Raw genomic sequence first — 15163 nt, 5'->3', positions numbered from 1 at the left:
TTTAAGAAGTACTTTTCAATATAATTTATTATATACTATATAAATCTTTTAGTTAGGCAAACTAATCTGAATATCTGGTGATTTTTTGAGAGAAATTTTACTTATCGGCCTTGGTGGATTTTTCGGGGCGATATTGCGGTACTTTGTTAGTGGGATAATTCCGGTAAAATTTGGAATTCCAACAGGTACTCTTATTGTAAATCTTTTGGGAAGTTTTATTGTTGGCTTTTTAATATACTCTTCATTATTTGGTTCGTTATCTCCTGAATACAGGTTATTTATAATAACTGGGTTTTGCGGGGCCCTTACTACATTTTCTACATTCAGTTATGAGTCTTTTACTATGTTAGAACATGATTATTATTTGAAAGTTGGATTAAACATTATTTTAAATGTATTTGGATGTCTTGGAATGGTATATGTTGGAAGACTCGCATCAATGTTTTTCTGGTGATGTAATGAAAAAAATAACTGCAAAACTTCTCAGGATTTACTTAAAAGAAGAAGACAAGTATGGAAAGGAACTACTTATAAATTCAATAATTAAAACACTAAAAAACAATGGAATTGCAGGTGCAACGGTTTTTAAGGGATTTTGTGGCTACGGAACAAGGGGTTTTTCGAGAATTGATATACTGAGGCTCTCCATGAACCTTCCAGCAGTAATTGAATGCATCGATTACGAGGAAAAACTAAACGAAGTAATGCCAAAACTCGTTGAAATAGTCTCAGAAAACGGTCTTATAACAATGCAGGACATTGAGGTATTTAAGGAATTAAAAAAATAATATTTCGTCATTTGGTGATGGTATGATAACAGATGTGCTCATAATTGGCGGTGGCGGTGCTGCAGCAAGGGCAGCAATAGAATGCGGGCAGAAAAATGTTGTAATTGCTTCAAAAGGCCTTTTTGGAAAAAGTGGATGTACCGTAATGGCTGAAGGTGGGTACAATGCAGTACTAAATCCAGAAGATTCGTTTGAAAAACATTATTCCGACACTATGAAGGGTGGAGGATATATAAACAATAAAAAACTCGTTGAAGTTTTGATAAAAAATGCACCAAAAGAATTTAAGAACTTGGAAAAATTTGGATGTATTTTTGATAGGTCTGAAAGCGCAGAATTTGCACAAAGGCCGTTTGGTGGACAGAGCTTTAATAGAACGTGCTACAGTGGAGACAGGACAGGTCACGAAATGATTGCAGGATTAATGGAGTATCTGAATAAATTTGAGCGCATAAAAATTTTAGAAGACACAATGGCAATAAAATTAATTGTCGATGAAGTAGAAGAAAACGGAAAAAAACTCAAAAAATGTTTCGGAGCCGTATTTTTAGATTTATTAAATGGTGATATTTATCCAATATATGCAAAATCTACGATTCTTGCGACAGGTGGTGCAGGGCAGATTTATCCGATAACTTCAAACCCAAAACAAAAAGTAGGGGATGGATTTGCAATTGCTTATCGTGAAGGGGCTGAATTAGTAGATATGGAAATGGTTCAGTTTCACCCGACCGGGATGCTTGGAACAGGAATTTTAGTAACTGAAGCTGTTAGAGGGGAAGGCGGAATATTATACAATAAAAATAAAGAAAGGTTCATGAAAAACTACGATTCAAAAAGAATGGAATTATCAACAAGAGATGTAGTTGCTAAGGCAATATACAACGAAATTCAGGAAGGTAGGGGAATTGATGGTGCAGTTTACTTGGATGTAACCCATCTGAATCCTGAAGTTATTGAAGAAAAGCTTGAAACAATGTTTTCACAGTTTATGCTTGTTGGCGTAGACATTAGAAAAGAGCCGATGAAAGTTGCCCCTACAGCACACCACTTCATGGGCGGAATTAAAATAAACGAAAATTGTGAAACAAGCATTTCGGGATTATTTGCATGCGGAGAAGTTGCAGGTGGAATTCACGGTGCAAACAGGCTTGGTGGAAATGCACTTGCTGAAACACAAGTTTTTGGTGCGATTGCTGGAAGAAATGCTTTAAATTATGCTGAAGAGAAAATTGATATTTCAAAAGTATATAATTCAGTTGAAAAATACATTGAAGATTTGAAGAAGTCATTTAACGATTCAAATTCTGGGGATAATGTATATTATTTAATTGACGAATTAAAAAAGACAATGTGGGATTTTGTTTCTATTTTAAGAGATGAAGAAGGATTAAAAACTGCTCTTGAAAAAATAAATGAGATAGGACGAAAAAAAGTTTTAATAAACGGAATAGTTGACTTTTCAAAAAAATTGGAACTTGAAAACATGGTTTTAGTTTCAAAAATTGTAATAAATTCAGCTCTCCTTAGAAAAGAGTCCCGCGGGGCACATTTTAGAAGCGATTATCCAGAAACCAATGAAGAATGCATTGGAAACTTTGTAGCTGAAAGCGGAAAAATTAAATTTGAAAAAATTATAAATTAATTTTTGATTTTTATCTGTTATCTTTGAATTATTAATTAAAAGGGATAGCTATCTGGCGTGAATCCTCTGAAATATAGCCGAAAAATTCTGTTTTTGATGTTGCTTTTATTGTTTTATTTTCAGAATTTAACACGAGAATATTTATCGATGAACCGAATTTATCTTCATTTTTAAACGTCCATTTAAGATAAGTTTCTGATATATTGTATTTTTCATTAAATTCGGTATTAATTTCTGGTTTTGGCCCATAAACAGTATTTATATACGCTGTACCGTTTGAAAGTACCATTTCTACAGTAGTCGTTCCAAAATCACTCTTTTTAATGACTTCCACATCAATATTAACAATATCTCCCGTTTTTGGAGAATATTCGTCTGCTGATATAATGATATGGGTTTCGGGTATTGCAAATACGGTCATTACAAGTATTGCAAGAAGTGCTACAAAGATTAAATTTTTAAAATTTATTTCATGCAAATTCCCACCTTCAAATCGAATAATTATGACTATCTTTCTACAACATTTATAATATTTCTGTAAAATTGGTCATACAATTTATATACCCAAAGACAGTATTTTGTAATTATAATTATCAATCATTATATATAGCGGAATTAAGCAGTTATTTTAAACAGTCAATGCGGGTTTTTTGTTTAGAATAATAATTCAACATGAAGCTGATTAATTAAAGGTGCAGAACATGAATGAAAAAATGAAAGAAATTGCAGCAAGAGTTCGTGAATTTAGGGAACTTTCGGATATTTCAATTGATGATATGGCCGACCACTTACAGATTTCACCTGAGATGTATAAAAATTACGAAGAAGGAACCTGTGATATTCCTGCAAGTGTTTTGTACGAAATTGCACACAAGTTTGAAGTTGATATGGGACTGCTTTTAACTGGGGAAGAAACTAAAATGCATATTTTTACAGTTACAAGAAAAGGAAAGGGAATTTCTGTTGAACGAAGAAAACAGTACAAATACGAAAATTTGGCTGAAAAGTTCGTTCACAAAAAAGCAGAACCGTTTATTGTAACAGTAGAACCAAGAACTGACGGAAAAAAACCATCCAAAAACTCACACCCTGGCCAGGAATTTAATTATATTTTAGAAGGGTCGATGAAACTTTACATCCACAATAATGAAGTTATTTTAGAAGAAGGGGACTCTGTGTTTTTTGACGCAGGATATGACCATGCAATGGAAGCATTAAATGGAAAAACCGCTAAATTCCTTGCAATTATAATGTAAACTTAAGTAATCATTATTTAATCTCAAAAACAAAAAAAGGTATAATTATGGTATCTTTACTTAATAAATTCGTTAAAAAGACTGAATTTGATTCATACGAAGATTTTTCTGAAAATTTTAAGATAGAAGTTCCGGAAAATTTCAATTTTGCTTTTGATGTTGTTGATGAATATGCAAAAATTGCACCGGAAAAAGTTGCGATAGTCTGGTGTGATGATACTAACGATGAAAAAATCTTTACATTCAAAGATATGAAAAAATACAGTGATAAAGCAGCTAATTTCTTTTTAAAACACGGAATTAAAAAGGGAGACACTGTAATGCTCACATTAAAGAGCAGGTATGAATTCTGGTTCTGCATGCTTGGACTTCATAAAATTGGGGCTGTTGCAATTCCTGCAACACACATGCTTACAACAAAAGACATCGTGTATAGGATTGAAAAAGCAGGCTTAAAAATGATAGTCTGTATCGGTGAAAATGGGGTTCCTGAGTACGTTGATGAAGCAGTATCCGAAATTAATTCAGACGTTTTAAAAGCATGTGTTTTAAATTTAAACAATGATAGCTGGATTGATTTTTCAAAAGAATTGGAAGAATCATCAGAAGACTTTACAAGGCCTGCTGGAGAAATGGATACTACAAATAACGATGTATTAGTTGCCTATTTTTCATCGGGAACAACAGGATATCCAAAATTAATTCAGCACGACCATGAATATCCTTTAGGACACATTACGACCGCAAAATACTGGCAAAATGTTGAAGACGATGGACTTCACTACACTGTTGCAGACAGCGGTTGGGCAAAGTGTATCTGGGGAAAACTCTACGGACAGTGGATTACTGGAACTGCGGTATTTGTCTACGACTACGACAGATTTGATGCAGGAAATATGCTTGAAAAAATTGCAAAATATAAAATTACAACGTTCTGCGCACCACCTACAATTTACAGGTTCATGATAAAGCAAGATATTTCAAAAGCAGACTTTTCAAGTCTTCATTATGCAGTAACTGCTGGAGAGCCATTAAATCCTGAAGTTTACAACAAGTTTTTGGAATTCACAGGTCTTAGATTAATGGAAGGATTTGGGCAAACAGAAACAGTTGTTTCAGTTGCAAACTTCCCTTGGATGGATCCAAAACCAGGATCAATGGGAAAACCTGTACCAATCTTTGATTTGATGATAAAAGGACCTGATGGAAAAGAATGCGATGTTGGAGAAGAAGGAGAACTTGTATTCAAAACAAAAGATGGAAAACCACTCGGTCTTTTCTCAGGATACTTCAAAGACCCTGAAAGAACCAAAAAATCCTGGTACGATGGATATTACCATACTGGTGACACTGCATGGAAAGATGAAGATGGATTCCTCTGGTTTGTTGGAAGAAACGACGATTTAATCAAAAGTTCTGGTTACAGAATTGGTCCTTTCGAAGTAGAAAGTGCACTTATTTCACACCCCGCAGTACTCGAATGTGCAATAACTGGAGTACCCGACCCTGTAAGGGGCCAGATAGTTAAAGCTACAATAGTTTTAACAGGGGGTTACGAAGCAAGCGAAGAACTTAAAAAAGAACTTCAAGACTACGTTAAACACAGCACCGCCCCATACAAATATCCAAGGGCAATTGACTTTGTAAAAGAACTCCCAAAAACAATCAGTGGGAAAATTAGGCGTGTAGAAATCCGAGAAAAGGATGAAGAAAAAAGTAATAATTAAATATCATAAAAATTATTTTTTTTAAAATGCATTAATCGAAAAATTATTTTTGAAATTTAACCCTAAAAAACAGATGAAATTATGGAATGTTCTACAAAAAAACCTTATCCTGTAATTAACACTCTTGAATGCAAAGCATGCGAAAGATGTATAATCGCATGTCCAAAAGACGTCTTGAAAATGAGTAAAGACATGAATGAAAGAGGTTACAATTACGTAATTTACACTGGCGAAGGATGCACCGGCTGCGGAAACTGTTACTACACGTGCCCAGAACCTTTAGCAATAGAAGTACACATCCCGCTTAAAAAGTGCGAATAGAGGAGATAATATGGCAACACAACTTGTAAAAGGAAACACTGCTGTTATTATCGGAGCCATGTACGCAGGATGTGACTGTTACTTTGGATACCCGATAACACCAGCAAGCGAAATACTTCACGAAGCTTCCAAATACTTTCCAATGGTTGGAAGGAAGTTTGTTCAGGCAGAATCAGAAGAAGCTGCGATAAACATGGTTTACGGTGCAGCATCAACTGGAAAAAGAGTATTATGTGCTACATCAGGTCCAGGAATGAGTTTAAAACAGGAAGGAATCTCATTTTTAGCAGGCTCTGAACTTCCGTGCGTTCTTGTAAATGTGCAAAGAGCAGGTCCAGGTCTTGGAAACATCGGCCCAGAACAGGCTGATTACAATCAGGCCGTAAAAGGTGGAGGACACGGAAACTATAAAAATATAGTTTTAGCTCCAAATTCAGTTCAGGAAATGTGTGACTGTACTGCAAAAGCATTTGAACTTTCAACAAAGTACAAAAACCCTGTAATTGTTCTATCAGATGGTGTTTTGGGTCAGATGGTTGAGCCATTGAAATTCCCTGAACAGGCAATAAAACCTGAAATCGACGAAAGTTGGGCAGTCCGCGGAACAAAAGAAACAAGGAAAAATTTGGTTACTTCAATCTTTTTAGATTTTAAACAGCTCGAAGAATTTAACTATAAATTACAGGATAAATATGAAATAATTAAAGAAAATGAACAGGATTTTGAAGGTTATATGTTAGACGATGCTGAAATTATCCTTGTTTCATACGGAATAAGCAGCAGAATTTCAAAAACTGCTGTAGACATTGCAAGAAAAGAAGGAATAAAAGCAGGATTATTCAGGCCAAAAACACTCTATCCGTTCCCTGAAAAAGAACTGAACAAGCTTGCAGAGAGAAAATGCACGTTTATTTCAGTTGAAATGAGCAACGGTCAAATGGCAGAAGATATTAAACTTGCAACGTGCTGTAAACGGCCAATAGAACTTGTAAACAGGCTTGGTGGAAATTTAATTGAAGTTGGCCAGATTTTAGATAAAATTAAAGAAATTGCAGGGGGCAACTAAAATGACAGAAATTACGGAAAAAGTTTTGAAAAAGCCAAATGCAATGCCTGAAATCTTTGAAAGAAAGGGTGGTTCTGCACCAACTGCAACGCACTACTGTGCAGGTTGCGGACATGGAATAATCCATAAATTAATGGCAGAAGCAATCGATGAACTTGAGATACAAGATAGATGTGTTTTAATCAGTCCTGTTGGCTGTGCGGTATTTGCATACTATTACTTTGATTGCGGAAATATTCAAGTTGCTCACGGGAGGGCTCCAGCCGTAGGAACCGGTGTTTCAAGAGCAGAAGACAATGCAATTGTAATGTCATACCAGGGAGACGGAGATTTGGCATCAATTGGATTAAATGAAACAATTCAAGCTGCAAACCGTGGAGAAAAAATGGCAGTATTTTTCGTGAACAATACAGTTTACGGAATGACTGGTGGGCAAATGGCTCCAACAACGCTTATTGGTGAAAAAACTGTAACCTGTCAAACTGGAAGGGATCCAAGATTTGCAGGATACCCAATTCACATGTGTGAACTTTTAAGCAGTTTAAAAGCTCCAGTCTTTATTGAACGAGTTTCGGTTTCAGATATTGCACACATAAGAAAGGCAAAACGTGCAATTAAAAAAGCTCTTGAAATTCAAAGAGATGGAAAAGGATATGCATTTGTTGAAATATTGTCACCCTGTCCAACAAACTTAAAGCAAGATGCAAATGCAGCTCAAAAATTCATAAACGAAGAGATGGAAAAGGAATTCCCATTACAAAACTTCAGGGATAGAAGTGCTGAAGTTGAAACCCTAAATAGGGGAGAAAGCGACTTTTCAAAAGAATGTCTTGATAATATATTTGAAGTAGATTCAAAAGGTGCAGAAGATCCTTCAGAAGACCTTTCTTTCGAAGAAAAACTCGTGAAAATCGCAGGATTTGGGGGTCAGGGAGTTTTAAGTATGGGCTTAACTCTCGCAGAGGCAGCATGCAGGGATCAAAAGTACGTTTCATGGTACCCTTCATACGGCCCAGAACAAAGGGGTGGAACTTCAAACTGTTCCGTTATAATTTCAGGACACGAAATCGGATCCCCTGTTGTGTACAACCCTGGAGTTTTAATTGCTCTTAACAAACCATCGCTTGAAAACTTTGCAAAAGACGTGAAAGTTGGCGGAACAATAATTTACGATGAAAATATTGGGGACTTTGAAATTCCAAACGGTGTTACTGCAATAAAAGTTCCAGCTTCAAAAATCGCAACCGAAATGGGCGTTTCAAGAGCGGCAAATACAGTAATGCTTGGAGTTTTATCTGCAATTGGTTATACTGGACTTTCTGAATCAGTATTTGTTGGTGCAATAGAACAGACTTTCTCAAAAAAACCTAAATTAATTCCTATAAACGTTGAAATATTAAACGCTGGAATTTCATGGGCTAAAGAAAATTTAGCTCTATAATTAATTTTTTTAAATTAACAAATATTTTCTAAAACATTTTAATTTACGAAGATTTATTTATTTTTTAATAAAAGGGGCGATATTATGCAGGTTAAATCAGAATTACCTCCTGTGCAGGTAGCTCTTGATCTTGTTGATCTTCCAAGGGCTATAGAAATTGCAAAAGAGGCGGTTGCAGGCGGAGTTACCTGGGTTGAGGCAGGAACTCCATTAATAAAATCCGAAGGAATGAATGCAATTCGGGAACTTAGAAAAACTTTTCCAACTCTTACAATCGTTGCAGATATGAAAACGATGGATGCAGGAAGTACCGAAGTTGAAATGGCAGCAAAAGCAGGTGCAAATGTTATTCTAATTTTAGGTGTTGGTCCTGATTCAATGATAAAAGATGCTGTAAAAGCAGGAAAAAAATACGGAGTTTTAGTTGGAACTGATTTGATCGCAACGGAAGACCCGATAAAAAGGGCAGTAGAACTCGAAGAAATGGGTGTGGATATTATAAATATCCACGTGGGGCTTGATCAGCAGGTTTTAAACGTTGATCCTGTTGAACTTGTAAAACGAGTTGCAGAAAACTGTAAAAAAGTAAAAATTGCAGCAGCAGGCGGATTAAACAGCGAAACTGCTGTAAAAGCATACGAAGCAGGGGCCGACATAATTATTGCTGGAGGAACATTATACAAGTCCGCAGACCCCGAACAAACTGCAAGAGATATTATAATAGGTCTCGAAACTGGAAAACCTGTAAAAACGGATAAATTTAAGAAATTTAATGAAAATGAACTTGGCAGTGCGTTTAATGTGGTAAGCACTTCAAATATAAGTGATGCAATGCACAGAACTGGCGAAATGAGGGGTTTAAAACCAGTCTGGAACTCTGAAAAACCTTTAAAATTTGCAGGGCCAGCAGTTACAGTTAGAACATACTCTGGAGACTGGAGTAAACCTGTAAGTGCGATAGATGAATGTGAAAAAGGAAATGTTTTGGTAATTGACAATTGCAGTTCTGAAATTGCCTGCTGGGGCGGACTTGCAACGCTTTCATGCAAAACCAAAGGTGTAGTTGCAATTGTAATAGATGGTGCTGTTCGTGATGTTGAAGAAATTTTAAAAATTGGAATTCCAGTATTTGCAAGAAGTATAACTCCAACTGCCGGAGAACCAAAAGGTTTTGGAGAAATAAATGCCGTAATTGAATGTGCAGGAAGGACTGTTGAACCTGGAGACTGGATTGTTGGGGATGAAAACGGAATTATTGTAGTTCCAAAAAATGAGGCAATGGAAATTGCAAACAGGGCAATTGATGTAAAAGAAAGGGAAGATCGAGTTAAAGAAGAGATAACACGTGGAACAACGCTTGCAAAAACAATAAGATTAAAAGATTGGGAATTGAAAAAATAAAATGGACATTTAATATTTTATTTTAAAAATTCTAATTCCTTTGAGGTTAATGAAGGAGTAAATTCTATTATTTCATAGTCATAAATTTCATTGATATAAAACGGGTCGTCTTTTAACATATCGAGTACTTCTTCTTTAGTTTTAACATTTGAGATGATTACTCCACCAGTTCTTGGAACTTTTCTGCCTGATGCTAATAATTTTTGAAGTTCATAGTTTTTCTTTAAAAATTCAATATGTTCGGCTAAATATTTTTCAACGACTTCTATTGGTTTTTTGTAAGTTACAGAAATGATAAACATGGGTTTAACCTCTAACTTTAAATTTTTCTTAATTTACGGTAAACATCTAAAAGGCCAATACAGCCTGTAATCATTACATCTCCGCCAGGGTATGCATAATTGCCGTAATTTTTAAATAATTCTCGGTTTGGACCTGCAATAAGCACTGATTCAGGTTCAGTTTTAAGGTTCACACATGCACCGTGGCCGTTGTCGTTATATATATCTTCATTTTTCAAAGTTCCATTGCAGGTTCTTTCAACAATGTCTTTTAATTTCTGAGCATCGATTAATCCAGTGTGGTGTTCAAAAAGCCCGTTAATTTTTTGATTTTGCATTGAAACTCCTAAAGTGTGGCCGTTTCCAATGTCAAGTCCGATAAATTCATTAATATTGTTTTCATTCGCATAATTTAAAATACCGCAGACCGATGCCATTTTGCTGTCCATTACAAATCCTTTGTAGTTATTTTCATCAAGTGTCTTTAAAATGGATTCAAATCGTGAAAAATTGTCTGTTTTATACTTTTTATTATCAAAATAAAATTCGTACGGGTCATTTGTTTCATTCAGTTTTTTTTCAAAGTATTTAAATCGAGTAATTCTGTCACTCTGTCCCTTTACAAATCCGTGGTCTTGACATGCTACACAAACAACATCTGGAGAGAAATCCTGCCCTATAGATGAAAATATTGTTTTTAACATTTCAAAATCTAAATCTTCCAAGTTTACATTTGGATTTTTTATTTCCTCTTTTATAACAATTCCTTTTTCCCTAACTTCGTTTAAATCATCCCTAATGGTTCTTGCACACTGTTCGGAAATCTCTACATTGTAGCCCCTTTTTAATTTCTGCATTATCGCAAATGAAACAGGGCCTCCGCCCATTAATTTTCCATCAATTCTTAAATCTTCTTTTAATTTCATAATTTTTCGAGAAATAATCGTTGTGGGGGAAGGCAATATTAATTTGATTGCATTTTCAACGTTTTTTTCAGTATCAAAGTACAAAATGTCCTGAGTTCCTTTTCCAATATCGATGCACAGAATATTCAAAGTAATCACCTTAAATTACATTTTTTTATAAATGTTAATTAGTTAATGATAATATTCCACTTCTATTTTTTAAGATTTTTTATTTATATCATGAATTTTATATTTGTTCTAAATTGTGGGCATTACTGGTGAAAATATGCGAATTTTAGATATTGATCTGGACTTTTTCTTAAATAAAATAATGTATTTCCCTAAAAAAAAACGACCAAATGAACAAGAGTATATTCCCTGGGATAACGATCAGTTTATAGAATTTTTAGAAAATAACTGTAATTTATCTAAAAATAATAAAACACCGGGGAGAATAGTAAAAAAACATCATAAGGCATTTTATTTTTGGAGGGAACTTATTGAAAAAAATAAACTCGAAGTTCCTTTTGAGGTAATTCATATAGATGCCCATGCTGATTTAGGGTTAGGTGATGATGCTTATGTTTACATTATGGAAGAATTACTCAAGAATCCCGTTGAAAAAAGAACTGATCCGGAAAAGATATATGAAGGAAATTATCTTGTTTTTGCAATTGCTAATCGTTGGATAAAAAATATAACGTATGTTCACCATCCCGAAGCACAGGAAGATCGTATGCAGGTACATTTTAAAGGTTATGATGTAAATAGTGGATATATTCAATTAAAACAAGTAAAAAAAATATTGCCTTTTGATATTTTGGCTTCTGAAATTTTATGTTTAGAACCAGAAGTTCCTTTTAAATTAATATCTGGAAAAGATTACATTGAAAAAGGAACTTTTGACTACGTTGTATTTAGCATATCTCCAAAATACACCCCAAAAACTATAGATAGATTAATTCCAATCGTAAAAGAATACATCGAGGAAATTTAGGTATCATTCCTTAAATATCCAAGTTTAATTTTTTTATATCATAATGACGTATTTTATTTAATCTTCATATTATTTTTATCAAAAAAGGTGGAAAAATGGATATCGGTGATTTTGTAAAACTCGAACTGGAAAACACGACGTATTCTGGAACGGTAATGCCTTCTTTAAACGAGGATACTGTTGTAATCAAAATGAAAAGTGGATATAACGTTGGACTCGATAAGAAAAAAATAAAAAATATTGAAATTTTGGAATCAGGAGACAAACCAAAATACGGCCTTCCACCTCTTAATTTAGAAAAAAACCCAAAATTAAAAAACATCTCTATTTTATCAACTGGGGGAACAGTTGCTTCAAGAGTGGACTATAAAACAGGAGCAGTTCACCCGGCATTTACAGCAGATGATTTAATTCGAGCAGTCCCTGAACTAATGGATGTTGCAAACATCAAAGGAAAAGTTATTTTGAATATTTTAAGTGAAAACATGCTTCCAAAGTACTGGGTAATGACTGCAGAAGCGATAAAAGAAGAAATCGAAAACGGTGCAGAAGGAATTGTTATTGCACACGGAACCGACACTATGCACTACACTGCATCAGCACTATCATTCATGGTAACTTCAGAAGTTCCAATTATTTTGGTTGGCGCTCAAAGAAGTAGTGATAGGCCTTCTTCAGATGCAGCCTTAAACATAATTGCAGCAGTACAGGCAGCAACTGAACCAATAAAAGGAGTTTATGTATTAATGCACGGGGAAACAGGGGATACCGTATGCAATTTACACGAAGGCACAAAGGTTAGAAAACTCCACTCCTCAAGAAGAGATGCATTCAAATCAGTAAATAACTTTCCAATAGCTGAAGTTAACCCATTTACAAAAAAAGTAACATATTTAAGAGATGTAAAAAGTCAGGACAAGTCAAAAATCAAAGAAGTAGTGTTAAACACAAATTTGGAAGAAAAAGTTGCTTTAATTAAAGTTTATCCTGGAATTGATTCCGAAATTTTGAAATTCTACGTTGATAATGGATACAAAGGAATTATTTTGGAAGGAACTGGACTTGGACACACCCCTGAAACCTTTTTTGAAGGAATCGATTACGCAAATGAAAACAATGTTTTAGTTGCAATGACTACACAGACGATCAATGGTCGAGTAAACATGAATGTGTATTCAAACGGGCGAGAACTTCAGGCAAAAGGCGTAATACCTTGCGAAGACATGCTTTCAGAAGTTGCATTTGTTAAATTAATGCACTTGCTTGGAAATTACGGATTTGAAGAAGCAAAAGAATTAATGTCTAAAAACATTGCCGGAGAAATTAACGAATCTATTAATCTGGAGTGTTAATCGTTTAAATAGATTTATTTAGTATTTACTTTGATTTTTGGTGATAATATGGATTATGATTACGAAAAACTTGGATTAAAAGTCGGACTTGAGATACACCAGCAGTTAAACACTAAAAGAAAACTTTTCTGTAACTGCCCAACAAAAATAAGGGATGATGAACCTCACGGGGAAATTGAACGGGTTTTAAGACCTTCTCAGAGTGAAATGGGCCACATTGATAAGGCAGCGCTCCTCGAATCAAAAAAGGAAAAGAAATTTATCTACCAGTATTATAACGACACGACATGCTTAGTGGAACTTGATGATGAACCACCGCATGATGTTGCTCCCGAAGCAGTGGATACTGCATTAGAGGTTTCAACTTTAATGAACATGAAAATGGCTGATGAAGTTCAAGTCATGAGAAAAATGGTTATTGATGGTTCAAATACATCTGGATTTCAAAGAACAATGTTTGTGTCCCAAGAAGGATTTATTGAAACAGAATACGGAAATATCGGAGTTACAAGCCTTTGTTTAGAAGAAGATGCATGTAAAAAGATTGAAGATGGAAAAGACTACACAAAATACTGTGTTGATAGGTTAGGAATCCCTCTTTTGGAAATTACAACTGAACCTGATATCACATCTCCAAAAATGGGTAAAGAAGCTGCAAGAAGAATTGGAACCATTTTAAGAGCAACTGGGAAAGTTAAAAGGGGTCTTGGTACAATTAGGCAGGATGTAAACATTTCAATTCGGAACGGTGCAAGAATTGAGGTTAAGGGGGTTCAAAACCTTGATTTAATTGAAAAAATCATCGAAAACGAAGTTACAAGACAGATTAGTTTAAACGAAATTAAAGAAGAACTTCTGAAAAGAAATGCAGAAGTTTTTGATGAAATAAAAGACATAACCGAACTTTTAAAAGACACCGAATCAAAAGTTTTGAAAAGTGCGCTTAAAAACAAAGGTGTAATTAGGGCAATTTTATTAAAAGGATTTTCGGGAATGATTGGAAGAGAAGTTCAGCCTGGAAGAAGACTTGGAACGGAGTTTTCAGACCGTGGAAAAGTACTTGGTGGAGTTGGGGGATTATTCCACACTGATGAACTTCCAAAATACGGAATTACTGAAGAAGAAGTTACAAAATTAAAAGAATACATGAACTGCGGCGAAAATGATGCTGTAGTTTTGGTTGCTGATAAGAAAAACAAGGTTGAAAGAGCACTTAACGCAGTAATCGAAAGGGCAAAAGAATCAATGATTGGAATTCCTGAAGAAACGAGAAAAGCACTCGATGATGGAAATACCTCATACTTAAGGCCGCTTCCTGGAGCTGCAAGGATGTATCCTGAAACAGATGTTCCAACAATTACAATTACAGAAGAAAAGCTCGAAGTAATTAGAAATAACCTTCCAGAAATGCCTGAAGAAAAACTTGTACGGTTTGTAAAAGAGTATGAATTAAACGAAGACCTTGCAAAACAGATGGTAATGTCCTACCACGTTGATTTGTTCGAAAGTCTGTCAAAAAAATATTCAAAAATCAAGCCTACGCTTATTGCAACGACTCTTGAAGCTACATTAAAAGAAATAAAAAGAGAAGGGCTCGATACTGATTTATTAACCGAAGAACACCTTGATGAAGTTTTCAAAGGACTTTCAGAAGACAAAATGTCAAAAGAAGCAGTTCCTGATGTTATAAAAGGATTTATTGAAAATCCTGCAAAAAAACTCGATGAAATTTTAGAAATTAAAGGAATGTCTTCAATGTCTGTTGAAGAGGTAGAATCAATAATCGAAGATATAATCAATCAAAACATTTCTGTGGTAAATGAAAAAGGAATGGGTGCGATGGGTCTTTTAATGGGAAGATGCATGGCACAGCTTAGAGGAAAAGCTGATGGAAAGATAATTAATACAACATTGCAGAAAAAACTCAAAGAAAAAGTTCAGTAAGTAAATTGAAATAAATATTAATTTTTTTAAGTATTTTTA

Annotated in this window: 15 protein-coding genes; 12 read left to right on the top strand and 3 right to left on the bottom strand. The window is 34.7% G+C overall.

What is annotated here, in order from left to right; genetic code table 11:
- The first annotated feature begins 85 nt into the window (after positions 1 to 85).
- From crcB to tfrA, 3 genes are read left to right on the top strand one after another with little or no spacing between them, the layout of a single operon-like run.
- Entirely contained in the window at positions 86 to 454 is a 369-nt protein-coding gene (gene crcB / locus ACS5L2_RS06070; RefSeq protein ID WP_459201135.1) for a fluoride efflux transporter CrcB, read from the top strand.
- A 4-nt stretch (positions 455 to 458) separates the two neighbouring features.
- The gene (locus tag ACS5L2_RS06065) at positions 459 to 788 is read left to right on the top strand and encodes a DUF190 domain-containing protein (protein WP_459201134.1); all 330 of its coding nucleotides are present in this window, start codon (positions 459 to 461) and stop codon (positions 786 to 788) included.
- Between the two features lie 22 nt (positions 789 to 810).
- Positions 811 to 2433: a fumarate reductase (CoM/CoB) subunit TfrA gene (gene tfrA, locus ACS5L2_RS06060; protein ID WP_459201133.1), complete on the top strand. Its 1623-nt coding sequence runs from the start codon at positions 811 to 813 to the stop codon at positions 2431 to 2433.
- A gap of 31 nt (positions 2434 to 2464) precedes the next feature.
- Here the strand turns inward: tfrA and ACS5L2_RS06055 are convergent, their stop codons facing one another.
- Positions 2465 to 2911 carry a hypothetical protein gene (locus ACS5L2_RS06055; protein ID WP_459201132.1) on the bottom strand — a complete coding sequence of 149 codons (447 nt, stop codon included), beginning with the start codon at positions 2909 to 2911 and terminating at the stop codon, positions 2465 to 2467.
- A 223-nt stretch (positions 2912 to 3134) separates the two neighbouring features.
- Here ACS5L2_RS06055 and ACS5L2_RS06050 point away from each other — a divergent pair, with 223 nt between their 5' ends.
- From ACS5L2_RS06050 to ACS5L2_RS06025, 6 genes are all read left to right on the top strand, one after another.
- Entirely contained in the window at positions 3135 to 3689 is a 555-nt protein-coding gene (locus ACS5L2_RS06050; protein ID WP_459201131.1) for a helix-turn-helix domain-containing protein, read from the top strand.
- A 47-nt stretch (positions 3690 to 3736) separates the two neighbouring features.
- On the top strand, positions 3737 to 5416 hold the full coding sequence (locus ACS5L2_RS06045; RefSeq protein ID WP_459201130.1) for an AMP-binding protein: 1680 nt from the start codon (positions 3737 to 3739) through the stop codon (positions 5414 to 5416).
- Positions 5417 to 5497: 81 nt separating this feature from the next.
- Positions 5498 to 5737, top strand: coding sequence for a 4Fe-4S dicluster domain-containing protein (locus ACS5L2_RS06040; protein ID WP_459201129.1), 240 nt, complete (start codon positions 5498 to 5500; stop codon positions 5735 to 5737).
- A 10-nt stretch (positions 5738 to 5747) separates the two neighbouring features.
- Entirely contained in the window at positions 5748 to 6803 is a 1056-nt protein-coding gene (locus ACS5L2_RS06035; RefSeq protein ID WP_459201128.1) for a 3-methyl-2-oxobutanoate dehydrogenase subunit VorB, read from the top strand.
- A gap of 1 nt (position 6804) precedes the next feature.
- Positions 6805 to 8244 (top strand): 2-oxoacid:acceptor oxidoreductase family protein, encoded by a 1440-nt coding sequence (locus ACS5L2_RS06030; protein ID WP_459201127.1) that lies wholly within the window; start codon positions 6805 to 6807, stop codon positions 8242 to 8244.
- A gap of 84 nt (positions 8245 to 8328) precedes the next feature.
- Positions 8329 to 9645 carry a bifunctional hexulose-6-phosphate synthase/ribonuclease regulator gene (locus ACS5L2_RS06025; protein ID WP_459201126.1) on the top strand — a complete coding sequence of 439 codons (1317 nt, stop codon included), beginning with the start codon at positions 8329 to 8331 and terminating at the stop codon, positions 9643 to 9645.
- A gap of 17 nt (positions 9646 to 9662) precedes the next feature.
- Here the strand turns inward: ACS5L2_RS06025 and ACS5L2_RS06020 are convergent, their stop codons facing one another.
- On the bottom strand, positions 9663 to 9947 hold the full coding sequence (locus ACS5L2_RS06020) for a YciI family protein (RefSeq protein ID WP_459201125.1): 285 nt from the start codon (positions 9945 to 9947) through the stop codon (positions 9663 to 9665).
- 17 nt (positions 9948 to 9964) lie between these two features.
- A complete protein-coding gene (locus tag ACS5L2_RS06015) occupies positions 9965 to 10981 on the bottom strand; it encodes a DUF1786 domain-containing protein (RefSeq protein ID WP_459201124.1) in 1017 nt (338 codons plus the stop codon).
- Between the two features lie 136 nt (positions 10982 to 11117).
- On the opposite strand from ACS5L2_RS06015, the gene ACS5L2_RS06010 reads away from it, so the two are divergent.
- The 3 genes from ACS5L2_RS06010 (at position 11118) to gatE (ending at position 15124) form a co-directional block, all read left to right on the top strand.
- Positions 11118 to 11828: a peptide arginase family protein gene (locus ACS5L2_RS06010; protein ID WP_459201123.1), complete on the top strand. Its 711-nt coding sequence runs from the start codon at positions 11118 to 11120 to the stop codon at positions 11826 to 11828.
- 95 nt (positions 11829 to 11923) lie between these two features.
- Complete coding sequence (gene gatD, locus ACS5L2_RS06005; protein WP_459201122.1) at positions 11924 to 13180, top strand: Glu-tRNA(Gln) amidotransferase subunit GatD; 1257 nt, start codon at positions 11924 to 11926, stop codon at positions 13178 to 13180.
- 48 nt (positions 13181 to 13228) lie between these two features.
- The gene (gene gatE / locus ACS5L2_RS06000) at positions 13229 to 15124 is read left to right on the top strand and encodes a Glu-tRNA(Gln) amidotransferase subunit GatE (RefSeq protein ID WP_459201121.1); all 1896 of its coding nucleotides are present in this window, start codon (positions 13229 to 13231) and stop codon (positions 15122 to 15124) included.
- Positions 15125 to 15163: the final 39 nt, after the last annotated feature.

The sequence above is a fragment of the Methanococcus mangrovi genome (assembly GCF_054506835.1).
The sequence above is the reverse complement of the archived record's forward strand: the minus strand, read 5'-3'. Positions and strand labels throughout refer to the sequence as shown.